Annotated in this window: 22 protein-coding genes; 17 read left to right on the top strand and 5 right to left on the bottom strand. The window is 58.3% G+C overall.

Translation table 11 applies throughout. The features are described from left to right. The first annotated feature begins 395 nt into the window (after positions 1-395). From dnaB to A6F49_RS02885, 10 genes are all read left to right on the top strand, one after another. Complete coding sequence (dnaB, locus tag A6F49_RS02930) at positions 396-1,751, top strand: replicative DNA helicase (protein WP_235604837.1); 1,356 nt, start codon at positions 396-398, stop codon at positions 1,749-1,751. Between the two features lie 33 nt (positions 1,752-1,784). Then, complete coding sequence (locus tag A6F49_RS02925; RefSeq protein WP_043056869.1) at positions 1,785-2,984, top strand: pyridoxal phosphate-dependent aminotransferase; 1,200 nt, start codon at positions 1,785-1,787, stop codon at positions 2,982-2,984. 113 nt (positions 2,985-3,097) lie between these two features. After that, positions 3,098-3,316, top strand: a complete 219-nt coding sequence (locus tag A6F49_RS02920) for a CsbD family protein (RefSeq protein ID WP_043056870.1) — start codon at positions 3,098-3,100, stop codon at positions 3,314-3,316. 120 nt (positions 3,317-3,436) lie between these two features. Then, positions 3,437-4,000, top strand: coding sequence for a YbhB/YbcL family Raf kinase inhibitor-like protein (locus tag A6F49_RS02915; RefSeq protein WP_043056871.1), 564 nt, complete (start codon positions 3,437-3,439; stop codon positions 3,998-4,000). A 38-nt stretch (positions 4,001-4,038) separates the two neighbouring features. Continuing rightward, entirely contained in the window at positions 4,039-4,755 is a 717-nt protein-coding gene (locus tag A6F49_RS02910; RefSeq protein ID WP_235604836.1) for a ubiquinone/menaquinone biosynthesis methyltransferase, read from the top strand. Between the two features lie 19 nt (positions 4,756-4,774). Continuing rightward, a complete protein-coding gene (locus A6F49_RS02905) occupies positions 4,775-5,335 on the top strand; it encodes a 2'-5' RNA ligase family protein (RefSeq protein WP_043056873.1) in 561 nt (186 codons plus the stop codon). 293 nt (positions 5,336-5,628) lie between these two features. Then, positions 5,629-7,407, top strand: a complete 1,779-nt coding sequence (locus A6F49_RS02900; RefSeq protein ID WP_052504676.1) for an N-acetylglutaminylglutamine amidotransferase — start codon at positions 5,629-5,631, stop codon at positions 7,405-7,407. A gap of 38 nt (positions 7,408-7,445) precedes the next feature. Beyond that, positions 7,446-8,573 (top strand): glutamate--cysteine ligase, encoded by a 1,128-nt coding sequence (locus A6F49_RS02895; protein ID WP_235604835.1) that lies wholly within the window; start codon positions 7,446-7,448, stop codon positions 8,571-8,573. A gap of 240 nt (positions 8,574-8,813) precedes the next feature. After that, on the top strand, positions 8,814-10,616 hold the full coding sequence (locus A6F49_RS02890) for an RNA-binding domain-containing protein (protein ID WP_043056874.1): 1,803 nt from the start codon (positions 8,814-8,816) through the stop codon (positions 10,614-10,616). Between the two features lie 117 nt (positions 10,617-10,733). Further along, positions 10,734-11,477 carry a helix-turn-helix domain-containing protein gene (locus tag A6F49_RS02885; RefSeq protein WP_043056875.1) on the top strand — a complete coding sequence of 248 codons (744 nt, stop codon included), beginning with the start codon at positions 10,734-10,736 and terminating at the stop codon, positions 11,475-11,477. A gap of 2 nt (positions 11,478-11,479) precedes the next feature. Here A6F49_RS02885 and A6F49_RS02880 read toward each other — a convergent pair whose 3' ends face one another. The 3 genes from A6F49_RS02880 to A6F49_RS02870 all read right to left on the bottom strand — a co-directional run bounded on the left by A6F49_RS02880 (position 11,480) and on the right by A6F49_RS02870 (position 14,471). Continuing rightward, complete coding sequence (locus A6F49_RS02880; RefSeq protein ID WP_043056876.1) at positions 11,480-11,743, bottom strand: hypothetical protein; 264 nt, start codon at positions 11,741-11,743, stop codon at positions 11,480-11,482. A 165-nt stretch (positions 11,744-11,908) separates the two neighbouring features. Next, positions 11,909-13,123, bottom strand: a complete 1,215-nt coding sequence (locus A6F49_RS02875) for a globin domain-containing protein (protein WP_043056877.1) — start codon at positions 13,121-13,123, stop codon at positions 11,909-11,911. 220 nt (positions 13,124-13,343) lie between these two features. Further along, positions 13,344-14,471, bottom strand: coding sequence for a hypothetical protein (locus A6F49_RS02870; protein ID WP_043056878.1), 1,128 nt, complete (start codon positions 14,469-14,471; stop codon positions 13,344-13,346). A gap of 746 nt (positions 14,472-15,217) precedes the next feature. Between A6F49_RS02870 and A6F49_RS02865 the strand changes: the two genes are divergently transcribed. Further along, positions 15,218-15,502, top strand: a complete 285-nt coding sequence (locus A6F49_RS02865) for a hypothetical protein (protein ID WP_043056879.1) — start codon at positions 15,218-15,220, stop codon at positions 15,500-15,502. A 90-nt stretch (positions 15,503-15,592) separates the two neighbouring features. On the opposite strand, the gene A6F49_RS02860 is transcribed toward A6F49_RS02865, so the two are convergent. Beyond that, a complete protein-coding gene (locus A6F49_RS02860) occupies positions 15,593-16,180 on the bottom strand; it encodes a TetR/AcrR family transcriptional regulator (protein ID WP_043056880.1) in 588 nt (195 codons plus the stop codon). Between the two features lie 142 nt (positions 16,181-16,322). Between A6F49_RS02860 and A6F49_RS02855 the strand changes: the two genes are divergently transcribed. The 6 genes from A6F49_RS02855 (at position 16,323) to A6F49_RS02830 (ending at position 23,311) form a co-directional block, all read left to right on the top strand. After that, entirely contained in the window at positions 16,323-17,093 is a 771-nt protein-coding gene (locus tag A6F49_RS02855; RefSeq protein ID WP_043056881.1) for an electron transfer flavoprotein subunit beta/FixA family protein, read from the top strand. A gap of 14 nt (positions 17,094-17,107) precedes the next feature. Next, positions 17,108-18,055 (top strand): electron transfer flavoprotein subunit alpha/FixB family protein, encoded by a 948-nt coding sequence (locus tag A6F49_RS02850; RefSeq protein WP_052504677.1) that lies wholly within the window; start codon positions 17,108-17,110, stop codon positions 18,053-18,055. A 5-nt stretch (positions 18,056-18,060) separates the two neighbouring features. Beyond that, a complete protein-coding gene (locus A6F49_RS18380) occupies positions 18,061-19,884 on the top strand; it encodes a cytochrome b/b6 domain-containing protein (protein WP_235604834.1) in 1,824 nt (607 codons plus the stop codon). A gap of 9 nt (positions 19,885-19,893) precedes the next feature. After that, the gene (locus A6F49_RS02840) at positions 19,894-21,054 is read left to right on the top strand and encodes an acyl-CoA dehydrogenase family protein (protein WP_043056883.1); all 1,161 of its coding nucleotides are present in this window, start codon (positions 19,894-19,896) and stop codon (positions 21,052-21,054) included. Between the two features lie 122 nt (positions 21,055-21,176). Next, complete coding sequence (locus A6F49_RS02835; protein WP_067605510.1) at positions 21,177-21,614, top strand: hypothetical protein; 438 nt, start codon at positions 21,177-21,179, stop codon at positions 21,612-21,614. Then, positions 21,611-23,311 carry a DUF5671 domain-containing protein gene (locus tag A6F49_RS02830; protein ID WP_043056885.1) on the top strand — a complete coding sequence of 567 codons (1,701 nt, stop codon included), beginning with the start codon at positions 21,611-21,613 and terminating at the stop codon, positions 23,309-23,311. Before A6F49_RS02835 ends, A6F49_RS02830 begins: the two co-directional genes overlap by 4 nt. Positions 23,312-23,814: 503 nt before the next feature. On the opposite strand, the gene A6F49_RS02825 is transcribed toward A6F49_RS02830, so the two are convergent. Next, a complete protein-coding gene (locus tag A6F49_RS02825; protein ID WP_043056886.1) occupies positions 23,815-24,495 on the bottom strand; it encodes an Abi family protein in 681 nt (226 codons plus the stop codon). Positions 24,496-24,527: the final 32 nt, after the last annotated feature.

Below are 24,527 nucleotides of genomic sequence, written 5' to 3'. Positions count from 1 at the left end.
TGGATAACTTTTGTTGCAGGTGTGAAAGGAGTTAGAATCTCTTAAATTTTGCGTTGTCAAATCCCAAATAATAGGGGTAAAAAACTTCCTATCCACAGGCTGTGGGTGTTAAACATCCAAGTCAGAGCAGGGTTTGTGGATACTGTTGATAAGTATTCCACGGCTCATCCACATCCTGTGCAAAGTAATCCACAAGTTATCCACAGCAGGGGAGTTATCCCCAGTTGATACACGCGAATCTGGGAGGTAGCGTCATCCGGTACTAGCTCGTAACAGCCGATATTGGCATCAGGGCAAGAATGCGTGCATCGGCTGTTCACGAGCTTGAGTTGCAGCATTCTGCTGCCGGGGCAGGGGAGGGTACTTTAAACGGAACGATGGCACACTTTAATGCGATGGAAACTGTAAATGGTGTCTCAGCCAATCCCCGAACTCCGCCTCAAGACCTTGACGCGGAGCGTTCTGTACTGGGCGCAATGATGTTGTCGACCGATGCGATCGCTGAAGTATCGGAAATTCTGCGTCCAAATGATTTTTATTCACCGGGTCATGAACTGATCTACACAGCAATTACCGACCTCTTTGCTGCTGGTGAGCCGGCGGATGCGATTACCGTGACGTCGATGTTGGACCGGCGCAAAGAATTGTCCCGGGCAGGGGGAGCCGCCGAGATCCACACCCTGGTGCAGGCAGTTCCCACCGCAGCGAATGCGTCCTTCTATGCCGAAATCGTCGCGGAGAAAGCCATTTTGCGTCGTATCGTCAACGTGGGCGCAAAAATCTCGCAGATGGGCTTTAATGCCGAAGGCGAGGTCGAAGACATCGTCAATGAGGCCCAGGCCGAGATCTATAAGGTGGGCGAGAACCGCACCGGTGACGATTACGTCGCTCTCGGGGATATCCTGGCCGAAACGATTGACGAAATTGAAGCCGCCTCCACCGCAGGGGACGGCATTTCCGGCGTGCCAACAAACTTTGATGAATTCGATGAGCTGACCCAGGGCCTGCACGGCGGCCAGATGATCGTCATCGCTGCCCGCCCGGCCGTCGGTAAATCGACACTTGGGCTGGACTTTGCTCGTGCCGCAGCCGTGGGGCACGGGATGACCTCGGCATTCTTCTCATTGGAAATGGGCAAGACCGAGATTGCTATGCGCTTACTGTCGGCCGAGGCCACTATCTCGCTGCAGGATCTGCGCAAAGGCACCTTGGACGAAGGGCAGTGGCGAAAGATGGCGTTGACTCTGCAAAGACTCAACGAAGCCCCGTTTTTCATTGACGACTCCCCGAACATGTCGATGATGGAAATCCGTGCCAAATGTCGTCGTCTCAAACAACAGCACAACCTCAAATTAGTTGTGCTGGACTACCTGCAGCTGATGAGCTCAGGCAAACGCGTGGAATCCCGACAGCAAGAAGTGGCGGAGTTCTCCCGTGCCCTGAAACTGTTGGCCAAAGAACTCGAGGTGCCCGTCATTGCACTATCGCAGCTGAACCGTGGTTCCGAGCAGCGTACCGATAAGCGTCCTCAGGTTTCGGACTTGCGCGAATCTGGTTCGATTGAACAGGACGCTGACATGGTCATCCTGTTGCACCGTGAGGATATGTACGACAAGGAATCCCCACGCGCTGGAGAAGCTGACCTGATCGTGGCCAAACACCGCAACGGTCCAACCAAGACCATCGAGCTGGCCTTCCAAGGTCACTACTCGCGCTTTGCCAATATGGCACCATCCGACGGCGGCTTCTAACCGTACACCGGTGTGATTTGGCATACTGGGGGCATGGCAGCTTCACAGTTCTCCCCCAGTCGTCGTTCTGCAGTCGCTCGTTTTCAAGTCATGGATATCGTCGGCGACGTCGATGCAATGAAAGCCCAAGGCATCGACGTCATTTCACTTGGTGCCGGTGAACCCAGCGGGGGAGCGCCCGCGGCAGTCAACCGGGAAGCCGCCCGGTTGCATAACCTCCAAGCCCCGGTATTCAACTACACCCCGTCACTGGGGATTAAAAAACTGCGCCAGGCCATCGCCGATCACTATCGGCGCTGGTATGACCTCGACATCGGGTACGAATCCGTGGCCGTGACCACCGGTTCCTCCGGAGCTTTCGTGGCCAGCTTTATCGCGGCTTTCGACGTTGGCGATCGTGTCGGTCTGGCTCGACCGGGGTATCCGGCCTACCGAAACATCCTCAGTGCGCTCGACGTCGACGTCGTCGATTTGCCCGCCGGACTGGAGACAAATTTCCGGTTCAATGTGGAGAAGTTAGCCGAATTTCACGCCGAACAACCCCTCGACGGGCTGATCCTAGCCTCTCCAAATAACCCGACCGGCACGATGGTGACTCGCGACGACATGCGCCAGTTAGCCACCTGGTGTGGCGAAAACGGGGTGCGGTTGGTCTCGGATGAGATCTACCACGGCATTACTTACGGCCAAGACCGCGGGACGTCGGCGTGGGAGTTTGATCGCAATTCGATCGTGATTTCCTCGTTTTCTAAATACTGGGGGATGCCCGGGTGGCGTTTGGGCTGGATGCTCATGCCTGAAGATCTGGAGCCGGCCGTCTCCGGGCTGGCCGGCTCAATTTCTCTGTGCCCGCCTGCCGCCGGGCAGCACGCTGCGATCGAAGCATTTAGCGCCGATGCCTACACAGAATCTGACGCCGAGGTTGCCGAATTTGCGCGCACCCGTCAGCTGGTGTTGGACAATGTTGACCGGCTGGGCTGGCGCAATGCGGCTCCTGCCGACGGCGCGTTCTATTATTACGCGCAACCTTCCGAACAAGTCCTGGCGCGCTACGGCAATACCGTGGCCTATGCTGCTGCGGTGCTGGAACACGCTCATGTCGCCTTGGTTCCCGGCGTTGACTTCGATGGTGTGGACGGCGGTCAGTACATTCGGATCTCGTTTGCCGCAGGCTACGACAACGTGGCCCGAGCCATTGAGCGCATTGTGGAGTTCAACGCGACCATCGGTTAACGGCCAAAGGATTGCTGGTAGTTGGCTCAGAGTTCACTGAAATTGGGTGACATTTCAACCAAATCCCGTTAGCGTCGTTAACGAACCTGTCCCCGATGAACCGAGGTGAATGCATGGGTTTCAATGAAAAAGCAGATGCCATGAAAGATAAAGTCGTTGGCAAGGTCAAAGAAGGTGCCGGTAAGGTAACCGGTGATCCTGATACCGAAGCCGAAGGCAAGGGCCAACAGGTGCAGGGCAAAGTAAAAGAAGGTATTGAAAAAGCCAAAGACACCGCCCGCGACGCCGGCGAACGAGCCAAGGGCTTTACCGAAGGCTACAAAAAAGACTAGCTAATCAATTCTTAACCTCAGAACCCGGAACGGTTGCGCACCAGCGTAGATCGGTCCGGGTTCTTTGTTGTGCACCTCCGCTAGGCTGAAGGATGCATCCCCGTGAATTTAAGGAGCAACATGGTTGATATCCAAGAACTCGCCCGCATCGGCAACGACAAATTCGCCCGCTTAGAAGAAGTCCCAGAATTTACCGTCACCTCCAATACCGTGCGCCACGGCCAAGAATGGCCGCTCGCCCAGTACTCGGGCGCCATGGGGGTCCCCGGGGGCCAAGACATTTCCCCGCACTTGGAATGGGCCGGCGCTCCAGAGGGCACCAAATCCTATGCGGTCACCATCTTTGATCCAGATGCGCCAACCGGCTCCGGTTTCTGGCACTGGTCGGTCGGTAATATCCCGGCCAACGTGACCGAACTGGCCGAAAATGCCGGGGCACCCGATGGCTCTGGCCTGCCTGCAGGCGCCTTCCAGCTCAAGCACGACGGCGGCGGCCGCGGCTTCATCGGTGCCGCCCCTCCCGCCGGACACGGCGCGCACCGCTACGTCATCACCATCCACGCCCTGGGTGTGGAAAAACTCGACATCCCCGAAGATGCCTCCAACGCATTCTTCGGGTTCAACCGCTTCGGCAACACCGTTGGCCGAGCCAGCCTGACCGTCTACGGCCTCATCGAAGACTAGAATCCGCGCGGTGCCCGTGGGTGTTAGGCTTAGAGATTGTGACGACACATCATGCAGCCGTAGACGCCCACGGTGCCACCGTGGCGGATATGTTCGACAATATCGCCGACCGTTATGACCTCATGAACCTGGTCATGACCTGGGGCCAAGAACCCCGTTTTATCCGCGATACCATTGACGCCGTCAAACTCGGTCCGACCCCCAAAGTCCTAGACATCGCCACCGGTACCGGCGACTTAGCATTCGAGGCCGCCAATCAGCGCTACGGCGCCGAAGTCCACGGCCTCGACATTTCCACGCAAATGCTCGACGTCGCACGCCTGCGCCCCGGCGGCAGAAATATTCACTGGGCCACCGGCGACGCTATGGACCTGCCCTATGCGGACAACACGTTCGACGCCGTGACCCACGGGTATCTGCTGCGCAACGTCACCGACATTGCCAAAACCCTTGAAGAACAATTCCGGGTGCTCAAACCCGGCGGCATGATGGCCAGCCTGGAGATGTCCCCGGCCCCGCGCAACGTCGTCAAACCATTTTCCACCGCATACATCAAATATGTGGTGCCGCGCCTGGCCAACACCATCACCCAAAACCCCGACGCCTACGAGTACCTATCGCGTACCTCACGCGCCTTCCACACCGCCGACCGCATCGAAGCCATGATGCAAGAAGCCGGCTTCGTTGCCACCGGATACCGAACCTACATGTTCGGCACCATGGCCATTCACTGGGCACAAAAACCCGCCGACTAACGGATCAGGCCCCAGGAGCATGACACGCTATTTCATCGGGCTCATGCTCCCGCCGCCCGTCCAGGCTCACCTCACCGGCCTGGTCAACACCATCCGGGCCGCCCTGCCAGCGCAGCGCCCGTTGAAGGTTTCCTGGAATCATCCAGCTGACCTGCATTGCACGCTGGTATTTATCGGACATTCCCACGACGAACACCGCCTTGTCATCTCGATGACCGAAGTCGCCGCCCAGCTACCGGCCACCACGTTGACACTTGCAGGCGCCACCCACTGGTTGGGCCGAAACAGCCTCGCGGTGCCCGTCAAGGGCGCGGACGAGCTGGGGACGGCGTTCATTGAACGCATGGGCCAGCTCTCGTCTGACCGCTGGGCTGGTCGGAGACCGTTTCACGGCCACGTGACCATCGGCCGGGTACGCCCTAGACCCCGCCCGGCCGAGGATCTCTTCACCCAGCACATAGTAGAGCCGGTGGCTTGGCAGGCCACGCAGGTTCAGCTTGTGCGTGGTACCGATGCCAGCAGCGGGCCACGCTACCGCGTCGTTGCACATGCGCCCTTGGCAGGGCCCCTGAATATTTAACGGTTCCTTTTGCAGCTTCTGCCAGCAGATTCTCAGGGCGGATCAATACCGTGAAATGAAAGACGCAGATGCAGTGCACTTGAGCCGCCCTTCAGAAGACACCCTGCCTGCAGGGACTGGTTCTTTCCGTTTTGGCAGCGGTAGCCACGAGTCATAGTCCACCGGTTGGCAACTGGTTGCCACGTTCGGTCACTGTGAGGGTCGGTGACCACAAAACCCTTGGACCTGGCTCGTAGATTAAGCACAAAGGAAGAACAGAACACCAAAATATTCATGAGGACGTTAGATCATTTATGTTGACTGCTATTGCAGGAGAAGTTGCATTCAAAACAACCCGAGCCGAAGAACAACCAGTGTCCGCCATGCTGGAACACCTGGCGAAGGCCTCGACCCACGAGCCCGTGGTCAGGCACCAAGGATGGCTCACCTTCGGGCAAGTGCGTCTGGACGACGACGCCGAGGACGCCCCGAAACCGATCATAGATACCGAACGAGAACTTGCCGTGCTGTTCGACGGGCGCCTATTCAACCGCGACGAACTCCACGCTCAACTCGCCCCGCACTACCGTTTCCGCACCGGCTCACCGGCCGAAATGGTCCTGGCAGCCTATAGTCACTGGGGCCAAGATTTTGTCACCCACCTGCACGGAAACTTCGCCATTATCGTGGCAGATGAACGACGAAACCGCCTCATCCTGTGCCGGGACCGATTGGGCATCAAACCGCTCTACCTGGCCGAACTCAACGGCCGGCTGCGTTTCGCGTCAACGCTTCCCGCCCTGGTGGCCAGCGGTGGCATCGATACTTCGTTGGACAAGGTCGGGTTGCACCACTATATGAGTTGGCATTCCATCGTGCCAGCGCCCCGCACCTTACTGGCCGGGATCACCAAACTGCCCCCAGCCACCATGCGCATTCTTGAAGCCGATGGCCAATCCCACGATCGAGTGTATTGGCAACCCGATTACGCTCGCGATACAGCGCGTCAGCATTGGAGCGCCAGCCAGTGGCAAGAGGCGATCCAGCAACAATTAGCGGCCGCCGTCCAACGAGGCATCGTCTCCAAGGAACGAATGGGCGTACTGTTATCCGGTGGCCTGGATTCAAGCCTGCTGGTGGCGCTGATGGCGGACGCCGGTGTCAAAGATATTGCCACCTACAGCGTCGGCTTCGAGTCCGTGGGCTCCCACACCGGCAACGAATTTGAATACTCCGATCGTGTGGCCCAAGAATTCGGCACCGATCATCACACGCTGCAGTTGCGCAGCACCGACCTCTATGCGGCGGTCGGCGATGCGATCACCGCAATGCCCGAGCCGATGGCCAGTCACGACGTCGTCGCCTTTTACCTGCACTCCCTGGCGGTCGCGGACTGTTCCAGTGTGGTGCAGTGCGGTCAAGGTGCCGACGAGATTTTCGCTGGATATAACTACCACCGCCAAGCCGAGGATGTCTCGCGCGACGCCGCACTAGCGCCATTCCTGGAGGCTTTCGAAGACCGCAACCACCAGGATTTAGCAGCGGTGCTGGCCAAAGAATGGATGACCGAGACCAATGTCAGCCGCGAGCTGTTGGACGGTTATGTGAACGCACCCGGGGCAGAGACTGCCGTGGACGCCGTCTTGAGGCTTGAAACCCAACTAATTCTGGCCGACGATCCAGTCAAACGGGTCAGCAGCATGTCGATGCCCGCCGGGCTCGAGTCGGTTTTACCGTTTCTGGATCACGAGTTCGTTGAATTTGTGGTGACCTGCCCGCCAGAGCTGCGAACCGCGCAAAACGGGAAAGGCATTTTGAAAAACATTGGACGCCAGCTGCTCCCGACACAAGTTGTAGATCGCGCAAAGGGCTACTTCCCGGTGCCAGCGCTCCAACATCTCGAAGATCCCATTCTTTCTCGGGTTACCGAGGCACTCCGAGCCCCTGAAGCACGCGAACGCGGCCTGTTTCGTGATGATTTTGTTGACGAGCTGTTAGCTCATCCCAACGATCATTATGTTCCCACCGGGGGCAACGTGCTGTGGCAAGTCGGGCTGCTGGAAATGTGGCTACAACAGCACGGTGTTGGATAACCAAACTCAGAATACTTTTTGGATAAGAAAAGGACGTGATGATGCGTACATTCGGGGTGGAAGAGGAACTCCTGTTGGTTGACGCCGAGTCGCTGGAGCCACTGCCACGGGGAATGTTGGTGGTTGCAGCCCAAGGCAACACTGTTCCCAGCGGCCACAGCCTGACCACGGAATTTAAACAGGAGCAGGTGGAGGTGAACTCGCCACCCCAGTACACACTGGCTGAGCAATTGGAAGCCATCCGAACCGGGCGAACGCTAGCGGAAGAGGCCGCTGCGCTCGCGGGCGGAACAGTTGTGGCACTGCCTGTGGACCCCGGGAATCACTCCACGCATATCGTGCAGGGGGAGCGCAATCAGCAGATCACGGAACGCTTTGGTGCTACCGCCTTTGCTCAGCTGACCAATGGGTTTCACATCCACGTGGCCATCAACTCCCTTGAAGAAGCCGTGATCGCGGTGGATCGCATCCGTGTCTGGCTGCCGGTATTGCTGGCCTTGAGTGGTAACTCCCCGTTTGCCAAAGGGGTCGATAGTGGCTTTGCTTCGTATCGGTATCAAAAGTGGACCCGTTGGCCGAACTCTGGACCCACAGAGATTTACGGTAGCGCGGCAGCCTATAAGGCCCAGTGCCAAGCGCTCTTCAATAGTGGAGTGCCGCTGGATGCTGGCATGTTGTACTTTGACGCTCGCCCCAGTGATCATCAGCCGACCCTAGAAGTCCGAGTCGCAGATGTCTGTTTGAAGGCTGAGCATGCCGCCGTCATCGCTGCCATCACCCGTGCACTGGTGGAAACGGCCATCAGAAATCAGGATCAAGAGCCACTGCCGGTTCCGGTGACTGTCCTGCGATCCTGGACGTGGCACGCAAGCAGATATGGGGTGGAGTCAGAGCTCATTCAGCCGCACACGGGCAAGCCCGCACCGGCTGCAGAGGTAGTGGCCCAACTCTTGGATGGTGTCCGTGAAGTTCTCACGGAGTATAACGAACTCAGCACCGTTGAGACTGTGGTGGCTGATATTTTGCAAGCTGGCTCTGGTGCACGCATCCAACGGGCCGCCTATGCGCAGCGCCACAATTTTTATGACGTGATGCGAGCTGCACTGGATGCCACGCATGAGCATCGAGATCCCAAATCCATCGTCCAGGGGTCGCCAGTAGAGTGAGACATGTCTTTGCTCTGAGGCTGAGTGCGTCGGGTGGGGCGCACCGCGTCTAGTTCACGTAGCAGGGCACCAGTCCCCTTAGAAGTTTTTATGGATACGTTTGAACTCTGAGAGTTTCGCTTTGCTTATCGTTAGGATGCATGCTGCGCTTAGATTCCTGATGATTACAGGGCTAGAAAGAACATTCAAAGTTAGTTTGCCAAAGTAGATGTCTAACTACTTGAGATAGACTCTGGAACTATGATTACTTCGGCTTCAGAGTTTCATCATGTCCTCCAGGCGTTGCAAACTGGGACCGGTTCACCGCTGACCGTTGCCCTCTGTGACACCGTAGACGAGACGCTGGTTGAGACACTGTGTGCTTTCGCAAATATGCCAAGTGGTGGGTCCATCCTGATCAACCTGCACGATCGAAGTGCATCACAATCCAATGACGGCATCCAGACGGAAACACTTGAAGCCGAGATCCAAGCGTTGGCTCAGCATCGAATCAACCCAGCTGTCCCGGTACAGCTCTTTCGGGCCAGCTTCGAAGACCAAAGCATGCTGGTGGTCAATGTTCCCGGACCGGACACGACCGTTCTTCCATGTCGGGTAACGGCAACACATCAGGCGTACGTGCGGTCCGAATATGGCAATCACCCGCTTGGTGTCTCAGAGATTCAACAACTCCAAGATGCCCACCAGGCAACGCCACACGATCGTCACGTCATTTCCGGATCAGGGCTAGAGCACCTCGATCAGACGCTAGTTCAAGAATTTGTCGAAGCCGTTCGACAGGAGTCCGAGTACCTACATCAAGCCAGCGACGCAGACATCCTCCAAGCAAAAAGTGTCACGTCGCACGACGGTCTGCTGACGCTCGCCGGGCTCTACGCACTGGGGCGGTATCCACAACAGTTCTTCCCCAACCTCCGGATCACCGCCGGCTTGCGAGCCGCAGGAAATGATCCAGATGTTGAGCAGCAGCGTTTTGAAGGTCCCGTGCCTGTGATATTGGAGGACGCCGTCCGCTGGGTCATGCGCCAAGCAAGGCAGTCACGGCCAAGCCCTGAACAGCAGGCTCATCCGCGAAGCAGTACCATCCCAATCGTCGTCATCCGAGAAATCCTCACCAATGCGCTTGTCCATAGAGATTTGAGCCCGCATACCGCTGGGCAGAGCGTGCATTTGGAACTGCACGAAGACGAGCTGACTGTAAGGAGCCCCGGCGGGTTACAACGGATCAACCTGGACCAGCTTGGTCGTGAGCCTCGTGAAACGGCCGTGAATACTTCGCTATATGAAATCTGCCGATTCGTCTCGGTCAGCGGCGGCCACAGAATCGTCGATCCAGCGCGCCATACGCTTCGAGACGTGCAATGGGCGCTCCGCCGAGCAGGGCTATATGCGCCGACCTATACCGATTCCGGACTGCATTTCACCGTCGGTGTCGGCCGGCGCTATGCATTGGCCGACACCGACCAACAGTGGCTGGCCAGCTTGCCGTCACATGAGCATTTCACAACCCAGCAGCGCTACCTGCTGGTGTCGATGAGCGACGGTACGCGATGGAGCCCAGAAGCTTTGCAGCGCGAATACGGTCCAACGGGTGCTAAAAGTGCGCTCCGTCAGTTAGATCGCCTTGCCGATCTGGGCCTGGTGCGGGCTCTGGTCAGTCTCAACTCGACGAGCTACCGACTCGACGACGCATGGCTCCGTACGGATACACAACGATTCGGTCGAACTGTCGAGTTTCAGCCCGCCCCCGACGCGGGTGCGCCAGTTCAACCCGTGCACACCGTTGAGGCCGGTGCGCCGGAGCCACGCGGTAATGACGATCATGACCTTGCTGTCCGGGCAGCCGCAGCGAGTAAACACGGGGCCACATTGTGGAACGTTCTGGGGGAGGAAACCATGAACATCCACGACATTGCTGAGGCCGCGAATTTGAGTCTGTCCCAAACCCGCTACGGAATCCAACGCCTGGTATCGGAAAGCATTGTGAATCGTCAAGGCGGGCAGGGACATCGCGAGACTGTATATCGGCGCGCACAAGGCTGAAATGTGCTGCGGCATTTAACCGCTCAGGGACCAAAGAGTCTGAGGTATCACGAGCCCGGTCCCGCCCATCGCGAAGTAACTGGCCAGTAACGTAGCGGGTGTCCCTAAGATAAAGGCATGCCTCGCAGAGTTACCGATTACCGGGGACTGACGGAAGGCAGCAGACTGAAACTGCTCCACGCCATCCAACGGCAGCCCGGCCAGACCCTTAAAGCGCTCGCCGCAGCCGCCGAGATTCACGTCAACACCGCACGTGATCACCTGCGAGTGCTCGAAGACGAAGGGTTCATCACCGCAAGGCCCATCGATACCGGCCGCCGCGGTCGACCTCCCATGGAATATCATCCGGTCGAAGACGCCGACCACAGCCCCACCGCCCGGGAACGCGCCGAAGAGGCTGGCGCTCGCGGCCAACTGCTACGTCGGCTGAGCCCCGAACTGGATCATGGCCAAGACCTGTCTGACGACGCGCGGCACCAGTTAGATGTGCTCTATGAACACCTCGACGACGTCGGCATGGAACCCGTGATCGATAACGACCAGCTGACCGTCGACGTCAAACCGTGTATCTATCAGGAACTGTTAGAAGCAGACCGTCCGGCGGTGTGCTCGGTGCACGCCAAGCTCGTGCGCCAGCAACTTGAACAGGTCGACGGTCCGCTGAAGCTGCGTCGTCTGCACCCATTTACCACCGCACACAGTTGCTTACTGGTGCTGGGGTTAGAGGATGAGAAACCAGCGGTTAACGCAACAGTGCCCGGCATCGATGGTCACCGCACCGATGCCGAGCTTGCGGAATTCGCTCTTGCCGCCCAGCAGCGCGTGGCTGCTGAAGCAACCGAAACTGACTGCCCTGTCTAGGGTTAGTACTTTTCCTTCCCCGTGGAAATCCTGACGATGCGCCGAACGGCAAGAATGACGCATACTCCAGCCAGCGCAAAGGCTCCGTAGGCCCACACGGCTGACTGGTCAGGAATGCTCAAAAAAGTGACCCCAATACCAATGAGGATCACGGCGCCAAAGAAGAACACCAGAACCATAAAAAATCCCATACGGGTTGCCGAACGGCCCTGTTCCGGATCAGGGCGTTGCGGATGCTGGTCGGGTGGAATGTTGCCACGCCCCATGACTGCCACCTTTCGCTGGTCATGGCCACCAAGAAAACTTGGTCCTCGTGGTTCTTACGCTACCCCCTGAGGCCTCTGCTCGCTATGGTGATTCCTGGCTGCCTGAGCTTTCGGCCGCCCCAGCAGCGTGCTGCCGAGGCGGCCGAAACCGCGAGCTTGCCAGGTCTAAGCGTTGGCTGGGTTCTGGGCCCACATATCCGGGCCGAACACCTCGTAGTGAATCGATTCAGACGGCACACCCTGGTCCATCAGGGTCTTGCGTGCGATCTGCATGAACGGTAGCGGACCGCACATGAACACCTCGGCGTTCTCGGGCAGTTCGACGTCGGATAAATCCATGAATCCGGGACGCGCAGGGTGCAGGGTCGGAGCCTCTTCTGCGCCCTCCTCGTACCAGTTCTGCGCGCGAGCATCCGGCATCGCAAGCACCTGACGGCGCAGCCCGTCATACAGTGCGTGGTGAGCGTGCGTTTTATCCGCGTGGAATAACCGGACCGTGCGCTCGGGTTGACGGCGCGACAAATCCTCCATGATCGCCGCAACCGGCGTAATACCAATCCCCGCCGAGACCAGCACGAGTGGCTTGTCGGTTTCATCCAAAATGACGTCGCCGGCCGGCTGGGAGACATCCAGAATCGTGCCGGGGGTCGCGTTTTCATGCAGCCACCCCGACACTCGACCATCGGGAGCACCGTTGACGCCGCGCACGCGTTTGATGGTGACGCGCAGGGAGTCGCCGCGCGGACCGGAAGAGATCGTGTACTGGCGCGGTTGACGACGACCGTCTGGCAGATCCACAGCAATCGAAACATACTGTCCCGTGTAGTGGCCAGGCACAACGCCGTCGACGGGGGAGAGCAGCAGTGAAAAGACCTCATCGGATTCCTCAAAGCGCTCCACCACACGATACGGGCGGTAGGGAACCTTCGGATCGGTTCCGGCATTGGCATACAGGCGGGCCTCTTCGGCAATCAGGGCGGTGGCAAACAGCCAATAGACCTCATCCCAAGCGGCGGCAATTTCTGGGGTTGCGGCGTCGCCGAGTACTTTGGCCACGGCACCCAGCAGGTAGTGCCCAACGATCAGATATTGTTCGGGGCTGATGCCCAGCGAGACGTGTTTGTGGGCAATGCGCTGCATGATCGGCGTGAAATCCGGGGCATCCGGGTTAATGAGGTGCACCGCAAACGCCACCACCGAAGCCGCCAGGGCCTTGGGCTGCTCGCCGATCGCTTGGTTGGCTACGTTGAAGACATTGAGCAGTTCGGGGTGTGCCTCGAACATGTCGCGATAGAAAATCACGGTGGCATCATCGGCAATTTCTGCGACGACGCCGGCGGTTTCTTTGACCACTGCTTCAGATTCTGGTGACAGTTTCATGGTCGGTTCAGCTCCTTTTGGACAATGACCCGTGGTGCGGGGTTCGAACGTAAGATCATTGTCATCCAGGAGCCGGTTTCCTTGCAGCCGTTTCCACCGTGTTTAATCCCGCGGTTCTCAAACCGCGATGTCAGCTCAGGCTTGGGTTTCCTGCGTTCTTCGACAATCTTCGAAAAATGCTGGCACAGTCTGCCCCGCCCAGCTGGTAGCTCTACCGCGGTCAGCTGATGGATTCCACGTAGATTGACGGGGCAATCGAATGATTGCAGCCCGGTTCTGGATCTCCGGGACAGGAGGCCAGCCAGGATTCACCGTCACGCTCCCAGGAGAAGTTGGGTTTGCCCAATACGCGTTGGAGAGCCTCTTGCGATGTTGGCAGGTTCTCGATGATGAGGCGATGAAGAAGCCACTGGGGGATGTCGGGGTCTTGGAGATATTCGGTCAGTATGTCCAGGTCGGAAGTTGTTGCCGCGTTGCCGTCGTGTAGTGCGCGGTTCACGTCGTCAAGCCTGACATAGAACCCGAACCCTGCAATCGGGTGGCTGACTAACGTGACCTGGGGTTCGTCAACAAGGTGTGATTCTGTGATCGTGCGACGCGACATGTCCCGAGCGGCAGCCAGGGCGTCTTCGTCGGCAATACCGTCTATGACACTTGCCTCAGCATAGAGTTCCGCTAATTCCTGGCCGGTCGTTGACACCATGTCCGAGGCGTGCAGGTCGATAAACCGTTGGTGCAACTGTTCCGTGTGCTCGAGTGCCTTGCGATATCGCTCCGGATTGCGGTAAGTCTTCCAGGGTTGCTCAACTGCTAATTGAAGGGCTGCTTCTGCCATCTCAGGGCGTGCCGAAGCCGGTAGCAAGGCCGTGTCACCACTGGGTGTCCACAGATCAGTGCCAGCAACGGGGTTGAGTCGTCCGACTAAGAATGTGCCAGGGGCAAGGTTCTGCATGGCGTCTTCTAGCGTTGGGGCAACCCGATGCTCCAAATCGGAGACACAGCACCGAACGGTGAAATCCCGCGGACTCTGTGAACGGTCAGGCAGCACTTCATAGATGCTGTCAACACCTGCAGCGAAGCCCTGGATCATCTCGCGCTTGCTGTCATTGAGCGAACTTTCCTGAAGAAAACGATCGATGACGGTCGTGCCATCGTCAAATTCATATTCAAATAACAGCTGCTCCATCGCCGCGACACCGAGTTGATCTGGGGAGGTGTACTGACCGGCCACGCTCCGAAGGCACTTGCGTAAGTGTCTAGCCAATTTGTCAGAGAGACCGAATTCGACGAGGTCGTGCTTAACGGCGGCTGCGAGGTCTAGTGCAGCATTTTCCTCGGCAGTTATCACATTGGCCTTTCATCAGCATTCTGCGTGTCCTGTGGGCTATTTTCTCACAGTGACGGCTCGCTCACGATCATCAATCACTAAGATTTCCCTTGAGATCCAAGGTTAAGTCTTGCAACGACTCGAACATCCAGTTTTCATATGCGCTCAAAGTTGCCAGCTAACTCATGATCTGTCGTTTTAGCGCCTACGCTACCCTTGCCAAGCTCCTACGCTACCATTTGCCGGATGTTATGAGATGGTATGAATATTTATGTGCTGTTTCTTCATGTTTTAGCCAGCAGGCTCAGTGACCGGTGTCGTTATCTACGCGCTCTGCGACCTCGAGGTCATGCTGAGATAGTGCCGAGCATGTGTGCGGTGAGGCAACCGAAAACAGCTTTCCGGCTTGAGGTCACGCTAGATGCGCCCTGTGAACAGGGTGCACGAAACTTCCGCGCAGTACATAGTGCATCGCCCGGAAGTGGGCAGATGTACCGAAGCCTTCATAGGCGTAGCGGGATTTGCGACGAACAATGAACAGTTCTACTTAGCTCCGGGTCTTGGGCGAAATCGGGGGCCTCCGGGTTCATGAGGTGCACCGCAAGCGAGACCACCGATGCTGCCAGGACCTTGGGGTGCAGGGTCTTCTGGCCATATTTACTCCACTGTCAAGAGGTGTGCACAACGTTCTGCACAGACCTCTTCACACAGTTGGCCATACCCGTTAGCGTGGGGCCAAGGGCATCCATTGTCTGGAGGTGAGACCTATGAGTTCCCATGAAGAAGAAGACACAGTATCGCCCCATGACAACACCACATCACCCCAAGATCCCGAGCGCGGGCTATCCGCCACCAGATTAGGGTATTTCGGCATCCTGGCCGAAACAGTTGGATTTCTCCTGGTGCTATTTGTCGGCGTCAGGTTTCTGATAGCCGGGGGCCAACCTGATTTCATTGCCTGGATATCGTTTGCCATCGCAGTAGTGCTCCTTGCGGATCTGCTGCGCCGCATCATTCGTGCAATGCGCCGAGACCGCAGAGCCCGGGCCTAATGCAACCTCGAGCGCGAGATGCCGCGCGTAACAAAGTGTTGATGCGAAACCCAGTGGAATAACCACAGTTGTACTGTTTCAGCGGTAAGTTTATGCGCTGCGGGTCTTGCGCAAACTGAGTTGATAGCGCTGCGGATCGCGATCTAAATTCCCGGCAATCTGATCAACAAACGGTTGCATTAGCACCTGGCCGAGTTGCACGAGCATGACCTGCATGACTTGGTCTTCCGGTTCGCGCGACGTCGAAGCAATCCCACGACGTCGCAAATCCTGAATCTGTCGCAGTGCCAGCCGGGTGAAGCGTTCGGTCAGATCTGATCCGGCCCCATTGCCCTCGATGAGCATCATGCGGCGCAGATATGCGGCAACCAGTGGGTTGTCGTCAATGTGGTCTAGTAGTCGTTGGTCGAGTTTTCTGACGACGCCGTCCACACTTTCATCGGATTCTTGATAGGCGATCGCGTTGGCAATACCATCCAGAAGATCGTCCTCGACGGCTTGAATGAGTCCAGCTTTGGTCCCGAAGTGGTGGGTAATGAGCCCCACGGTCACCCCTGCCCGTGATGAAATGGCTCGCATAGAGGTTCCGTCAGAACCGTTGAGCGCAAATAATTCGAGGGCGACCTGGCGAATGCGAGCTTTGGCCGTCAGATCTGCGTTGATAGCGGGATTGGACATGCGGAGACCTTTGTAAGATGGGTGTTGGGAGTCACGCGGAAGGTAACTCTCGAGCTCTTCTGGACGTCTAAATTGTACGGTATATTGTACGAATATACAGTCCCAGTGAACGTCGTCACTCTGTCATCATGATGAGGTGTAAATGAAAGTTGTAGTGCTCGTCAAGCAGGTGCCGGACACCTATGAGAAGCGTCAGATCGCGTTGGATACCGGCATGTTGGCTCGGGAAGCTTCTGAGAATGTCGTAGATGAGATTGATGAACGGGTCGCTGCAGTGGCTGCCGAGCTGAAGAAGGATGGCACGGCTACCGAGGTGGTGTCGGTGACGATGGGTCCGGCCGGTGCGGATAAGGCGATTCGTAAGGTCTTGGCGCTGGCTGCTGATCGGGCGGTGCATATTGTGGATGATGCTCTGGCGGGGTCGGATATGGTCCAGACCGCGCGCGTGCTGGCCGCAGCAGTCAAGGATGCTGATCTGGTGTTGTCCGGTGCGGCTTCCACGGATGGCGCCGGTGGGATGGTCCCGGCGATGATGGCCGAGATGCTGGGGCGCCCGCATATTGTGGCGGCTGATTCGCTGGAAGTGACTGACGGTACGGTGACGGCGGTGGCTAATACCGAAGCGGAAAAGCTGACCCTGTCGGCGCCTACGCCGGTGATTGTGTCGCTGACGGAAAAGGCCGGGGAGCCCAAGCTGCCAAACTTCAAAGCGATTCGTGAGGCCAAGAAGAAAGACATTACCGTGACCACGGCCGAACAGCTGGGCTTGGCTGCGGGTCCCGAGGCGGCCTATGTGCGCAATGTGATGGTTTCGGCCGCGGAGCGTCCGCCGCGGGAAGCCGGACAAAAGGTGTCCGGCGAGACTGCCGCTACCGAATTAGTCGATTTCCTCGCCGCCCGGCATCTGATCTAAGGAGAGTCTGTATCGTGTCGAAAGTGCTAGCGCTTGTAGCCAACACTGATCCTGCCGAAATACTGGGTGCCGCCGCTACCATTGGTGACCCGGTCGCTGTGGTGACTGCCACCCCGGATGCCGAGACCGTTGCCGCCCTGGGGGCGGCCGGTGCTACCGAAATTTTTGTTCACCAAGGCCCGGCCGATCAGCTGGGTACGGCTGATGTTGCTGCTGGTGTTGCCGCGGTGCAGCACTATGGTGCCTCGCTGCTGCTCACCTCGCATACCCCGGTCAATGCCGCGATTGCTGGGCGGCTTGCCATTGCTGCCAAGGGCGCGGTGGCCGCCGATGCCACCGGGCTGTACTGGGACGCTGACGGCCAAGAACCCGTGGTGCAACATGCGGTATTCGGTGGCGATTACAACACCGAATCCACCGTGGAAGGCGGGCTGATGATCGCCACGATCCGTCCGGGGGCGATCGCTGATCGCGCCCAAGCTGTGGAGAGCCCACAGGTGGTGACCTCGGATGCGCAAGTGACCACTGGACCAGGGGCGTCGATCGTGTCGATCGAAGCAACCGATGCCGCATCTGATCGTCCGGCATTGACGGCTGCTTCGGTGGTGGTCTCGGGTGGTCGTGGGGTGGGATCGGAAGAGAACTTCCAGCTCATTGAAGACTTGGCCGATCAGTTCAATGCGGCCATCGGGGCTTCGCGTGCCGCGGTGGATTCCGGGTATGTGCCGCATAACCTGCAGGTCGGCCAGACTGGGGTCTCGGTGTCCCCGGACTTGTATATTGCCGTGGGCATTTCTGGTGCCATCCAGCACCTCGCCGGGATGCAAACGGCCAAAACCATTATTGCGATCAACAAGGACACTGATGCGCCCATCTTTGATGTGGCCGACTTCGGTGTGGTCGGTGACCTCTTTGAGGTCCTGCCCAAAGTTGTTGACGAACTCAAAGCCCGTAAAAGCTGATACCCATGGCAAAACGTCGCATGCTTGGATGGCAGCCACTGGCCGTCGAAAACACCGACGCCCCAGCGCAGCCCACGCCCGCAGTTGAACCTGAACCCGTTACCTCGGCTGCCACACCTGTCGCAGAACAACCTGTCGTCGAACAGCCAACCGCGGCACCACCACAAGCTGCTGTGCCCCGGGCCGAACCAGTCCAGACCAACGGTGTCATCCAGGATGAACATATCCCGCGACGTCGCATGGCCGGCTGGCAACCGCTGACCGTCGCCAACACGGCAGCTCCAGTAGCTGCTGCGCCGGCGCTAACTCCTACAGCTCAGACGTTCGATCCAACGACACCGAGTGCGCCAGCAGTCGCCGACGCCGACGTTGCCGCCTCGTCCGAGACGGTTGCACCTGTCCCAGCGGCCGCGCCAACGGGTCCGATTCAGGATCCGAATGTGCCACGTCGTCGGATGGCTGGTTGGCAGCCGTTGACCGTTGCACACGACACTGCCGTGACACCTGCTGCGGTGAGTGCCGCTCCAGCAGAAGCCATTGAACAGCCTGTTGCTGCTGTGGGTGAGCCGACAGCACCGGTAGCCGCTGCACAGGCGGCGCCTGCTCCGGTGACCGAGGATCTGCCGCGTCGTCGCATGGACGGTTGGGAACCCCTGAAAGTCGGTCACCCAGCCACTGCACCTGCCGTGGCGCAAGCGCCAGCACCCGAACCAGAGGCAGTACCCGATGCTGCCGCGGTTGCTGAACCCGTTGCCGAGCAGCCCGCTCCCAAACGCATGGGCGCACCAGCTGCCTCAGCGCCGAAACGTATGGGGGAACCCGCTGCAGCACCAGCGCAGCCGCAAGTCAAAATGCCAGAACCGGTAGCCCCGGCGGCCAAGACTGCCGAACCGGCCGCTGCCAAGCCTGCGAAGAAGGAACTGTCGAAGGTCACCAAAGTGGTGCTGACGTTGTTGGGCGTTGCGGTGGTGGCCGCCGGCCTGGTCCTGCTCGCCCAGTGGCTGCGCACCTTGGATCCTGTCGCGGAATTTATTGCCACCTACGAAGGTACACCGACCCATCCGGACGGGGTTCAGGCCGGGATTCCCGGTTGGGTGGGGTGGCAGCACTTCTTTAACTTTTTCATTATCGTGATGGTCATCCGCTCCGGATTGTTGATCCGCAACCAGGAACGCCCCGAGGCCTACTGGACAGCCAACCAGGGCGGATTCTACTCGCCGAACAAAAAGAACACCCCGGCCAAGGTGTCCATCCAGCAATGGATCCACCAGTCGTTCAACGTCTTGTGGGTGCTCAACGGGCTGATCTTCTATGTGATGGTGTTTGCCACCGGGCACTGGATGCGCATTGTGCCCACCAACTGGGATATTTTCCCCAACCTGGTCTCGGCAGGCATCCAGTACGTGTCATTGGACTGGCCGGCCGAAAACGCCTGGATCTATTACAACGCGCTCCAGATCATGACGTATTTTGTCACGGTATTCATTGCCGCCCCGATCGCGGTGCTCACCGGATTGCGCATGTCGACCTGGTGGCCACAACAAGCCCAAGGCATTAATAAGGCCTTCCCATTACCCGTGGCCCGCACCATCCACTTTGCCACCATGGTCTACTTCATCCTGTTCATCATCGTGCACCTATTCTTGGTGTTCACCACCGGAGTGCTACGCAACCTGAACATGATGTTCACCGCCCGCGACGCCGGCGACTGGATCGGCATTGCCGTGTTCGCCGTGTCGGTCGCGGTCACCGTCGGAGTCGCTTGGCTGATCAAACCGATTGTTATCTCCCCAATAGCCGAAAAGACCGGAACGGTCTCAACCCGCTAAGGAACAGTTATGATATTGGACAACTACAATCCGATTTGGGAAACCGAAGAACACTCCGATCTGCGCGAAATGGCCCACGAATTCATGGCCACCGAAATCACACCGCACGCTGAACGCTTCGCCGAAAACCACCAGGTCGACCGGGACCTATGGAATAAGGCCGGCGACAACGGCCTGTTATGCATCTCCGTACCGGAAGAATACGGCGGCGGTGGCGGCGACTTCAGCCACGAAGCCGTCGTCTTATACGAACAAGGCCTGGCGGGCGATGACTCCTGGGGTTATGCGATTCACTCGACCATTGTGGCCCCGTACATTGTGGAATACGGCACCGAAGAACAAAAACAGCGCTGGCTACCCAAACTGGCCTCCGGGGAAATGGTCGGTGCGATTGCTATGACCGAACCGACCACCGGCTCGGACCTGAAAGCTATCCGTACCAACGCGACCCGCGACGGCGATGGCCTGATCATCAACGGCTCCAAGACCTTCATTACCAACGGCACCCAAGCCGGGCTGGTCATCATCGTGACCCGCACCAGCGATGCGCCGGGTGCCCGCGGTATCTCATTGGTCGTAGCAGAAGTCGACGGTCTGGAAGGTTTCGAACGCGGTCGCGTGCTGGCCAAACTCGGTGCACACGGCCAAGACACCCGCGAACTGTCCTTTACCAACATGCGAGTGCCAGCCGCCAATATTCTGGGTGGCGAAGCCGGTGAAGGCCAAGGTTTTATCCAACTGATGCAGCAGTTGCCGCAAGAACGTTTGGCCGTGGCGATTTCCGGCGTCGGACAGGCAGAAGCTGCCGTTCGCCAGACCATCGCCTACACCAAAGAGCGTCAACTGTTCGGGCACACAGTCATGGATTTTCAGAACACCAAATTCGTGCTGGCCGAATGCGCCACCGAAACCCTGGCCGCCAAGACGTTCATTGACTACTGCATCAAAGAACACGACGCCGGCCGGTTGACCAGCGAACAGGCCTCGGCCGCAAAGTACTGGGCCACGGACGTTCAAAACAGCGTCATCGACCGCTGCTTGCAGCTGTGGGGCGGCTATGGATTCATGATGGAATATCCGATCGCCCGCATGTACGCTGGCGCCCGCGTCCAACAGATCTACGCCGGCACCAACGAGGTTATGAAAGACCTCATCTCCCGCGAATTCTAATCCTAGTCAACGACCCATCCCGGCCCTGGGCAACCCCACCGTTGCCGGAGCCGGGATGCGGCGCTTAAACCGTGACCTTCATACCCTTGCCAACCGGCTCTCACAGGCTGATACTTAATGTTATGAAGCAGGTGTCCAACGTAGTGCTCGCCGTCATCACGGGCCTGATCGTGATCGTGGCGATTCTTGCTGCGATCTTTGCCAATCGCGACCAAACCGCCCGGTGGGCACCTGACTCACCAGAAGCCACCGTACAAAGCTACGTTCAGGCTGTCGTCGACCAAGACTATCCGGCAGCCCTGCGCCACCTAGATCCCGCCCTGATGTGCAACGTCAGCCATTTTGAGCAGTCCTACTACCCGCAGGACACCGCGATCTCGCTCTTCCAAGCAAACATCGACGGCGACCGCGCGACCGTATCTGTGGAAATCGGCAGCTACGGCGAACCATTTTTTGATACCTTTGTGCACCAAGAACAATTTGACCTGGTCCAAGCCGAGAGCGGCTGGTTGATCACCGGTAGCCCATGGCCCGTCTACATTTGTGCAGGCATGCTATGAGCATCACGATCCTACTGCTCGCCCTGTTGGTCGGGGCCATCGGATTCATCGTCGTCGCCGCACGGCGTATGCAGGGCCAAAGCCTCACCGGCCAAATGTTCCGCCGCGCCTTCCAATACATGCTGCTCTATGCCATGCTCCTCGTGGTAGCCAACGGCGCCGCCGCCCTGTTGGCTCGCGCATTTGGCAGCACACCTGACTTCGACGAACCCCTGCTATTTGCCCAGTCCGTAACCGCCGTCGTCATTGGACTACCGATCACCGCGTTGTTGATCTGGTGGATCGTGCGGGCCCACCGCAAGGAGCCGGAAGAACGCGAATCACTGATCTTTCAGGCATATTTGACCACCTCGGCACTGACCGGTGCGGCCATGACAGCGGCCAAACTTACTGAAGGTCTCACCTCGGCGCTAGGGTCACAAATTTTCGACGGCGACGCCCTAGGACACCTGATCATGTGGCTGATCGTGTGGGTTGTCCACTGGCGCGTCATTCGACGAACCCTGGGACAAACCAATGCGGTGGCACACCTGCTGCTGGGCTCCACCATCGGACTGGTCCTGGCAGCCGGCGGGCTCATAGACCTGTTGGCGACGTCGTTGGAGATGCTCACGGGCACCCAGATTCTGGTCGGGTCCTTCGTCCCGCTGGGTTCGGCAGCCGGACTGTTCGTTAGCGGTGCGCTGCTGTGGATTGTCTACTGGTTGATCTCGGCCAGCAAACTGCCGCGCGGCACCACCTGGCACGCCTACGTTCTGTTGCTCGGAGTCGCAGGCGGCCTGCTGACCGGACTGGTCGGGGCCCAAGCCCTGCTGTGGCGCGGGCTGGTCAACTTGCTGGGCGACCCAATGCCCTTTGTCACCTGGTTTGAATGGCCGCAGGCCCTTGCTGCCCTGATTATTGGCGCGATGATCTGGTGGTATCACCGCGACCTGCTCGATGCGGCCACTCATACTCCGTTGCACCGGGTGTATCAGTACCTGGTGTCGGGCATCGGGGCAATTGCCGCGGCCGCCGGCGTCGGGCTGCTGGTCGTGGCCCTGGTGGATTCGATCACACCGGCCCAACTGTCCCACGAGCCGATCAATACCCTGCTGGGAGGCCTAACGCTGATCATCGTGGGTGCCCCGCTGTGGTGGTCGCACTGGCGGTTGGTCCAGCGCGCGGCAGCCGAAGACCCCGGGGTTGAACTCACCGCGACCCCACGCCGGATTTATCTGATCGTGCTGGTGGGAGCCGCCGTCATCACAGTGGTTATCGCCCTGATCGCCGCGGTTGCTGCGCTGATGGCTGATGCCATCGAAAACCAGCTGAGCCTCACCACGCTGTACGATGTGCGCACCGAACTGGGGTATCTGACTGCCGGCCTGACCATCATCGCTTATCACGCTGCCGTGCTACGCCAAGATAGTCGCAACGCGCCCGCCAAAACTGAGACCACTACGCCCGATGTCTCCTCAACGAAAGCCGGACGGCTGATCCTGGTGGGACCGCTCGATCCGACCCTGGCAACCACGGTGCACAAACGTTTCGACCGGCCCGTGGAGTTTTTAGCCAGTAACACCGGCGAGACGTGGAATGCCGACGCCGTCCTGGCGCAAATCGAGGCCCACAATGCCGACGACGACCTGCTGATTATCGCGCGGGAACAAGGTCTGGAAACTCGTCCGATCAGCGAAGTGCGCAACCTGCAATAGCCCTGTCAGGTCTACTTCACTGTGGATAGGCTTGACGAAACTGTTTATCCGGGATGACGTCTCGACGGTTATTGTGCGCATCTCGGGCGATTCGATGGAGGGTACTGGGGTCTACGATGGCAATTAGCTGATTGTGATCGTTCGATTGAACCACGTGACGAGCAGGTGGTCACTGTCATCGAACTCTGGCCGTAGCGTGCTTCATCATCCACTGAGGCTACGACGACCGAAAGCGTGCTGTAAAAGCAGGCTTGAGTCTAGAGGTCCTATTAACGCAGTTTTGCATTCGTGAGACCACGTTAAAGATCTGACTGGACACATAGTGGCCCAAGATCGAGGGCTGGGATACCTTGATAGCAACCTTGCTTGCTAGGTTGCTATTTGACGGCAGGGATTGTCAGATCCAGCGAGGGCTAGGGTTCTTCGCTTTCGAGGAGACGCCAGCTAGAGAAGTGATTGGCGGGAAAAACAGGCCGACACGCTATGGAATTAGGCTCTAGGTTTCAGGGCTTAGTTTCAAGTGCTGTACGAGCCTTGGACTTGCCGGCCACGTAGGTATGCACTGGTGGGGCGATCAGTTCAAGGCAGTGCATTAAAGCTTCGTGAGCTTGTGTGGGATCAAGCGTTGCGGTGAATAAGGGCTCGTGGTGGGCAATGCGATTGCGCAGATCATTGATAGTTTTGATTTGCGCATCGACAACACTGCGGTCGGTCCCATGGGGAAACGCTTTATGCAGGTAGGGCACCCACATGCTTTTTTCCATGGCTTTGGTGGTCAGCTGCCGCCAGAACCCGAACGAGAGCTCCGCGATGACCTTGCCAGAGGTGGCGTGTTTATAGCCGCTGCGCTTGATCGCATCATCGACATTCTTGCGGGTGAGGAAATTGACGTCGGCGCCGCGTTTGATGCCATTGATGGTTTTCGTCCGCCAGATCGGCATGACTGCGGGGGATTCTGGGTGTAACAACCAGTGGGTTTCATGGGGCCAGTTGGCGGAGATCGCGGCATCGTAGGTATTACGGAGGGCCACTTCAAAATGTGCGATATCGTGCATGAGGATCTGACTGGTCTCGACGTTCCATTCGTACAGGGCCAGCGCGCGTACTCGGTCCCCATCAGCGGCATTGAGGTATCGCTGAAAACGCGCTTCGCCCAGCCAAGCTTCGACCCAGGTATCAGACATAGGATTCAGCATGTCAAAAAAAACAATGCCCC

The sequence above is a fragment of the Enteractinococcus helveticum genome, assembly GCF_001657475.1.
GTDB classification, from domain to species: Bacteria; Actinomycetota; Actinomycetes; order Actinomycetales; family Micrococcaceae; genus Yaniella; species Yaniella helvetica.
This window is presented reverse-complemented; position numbering and strand designations above follow the sequence as displayed.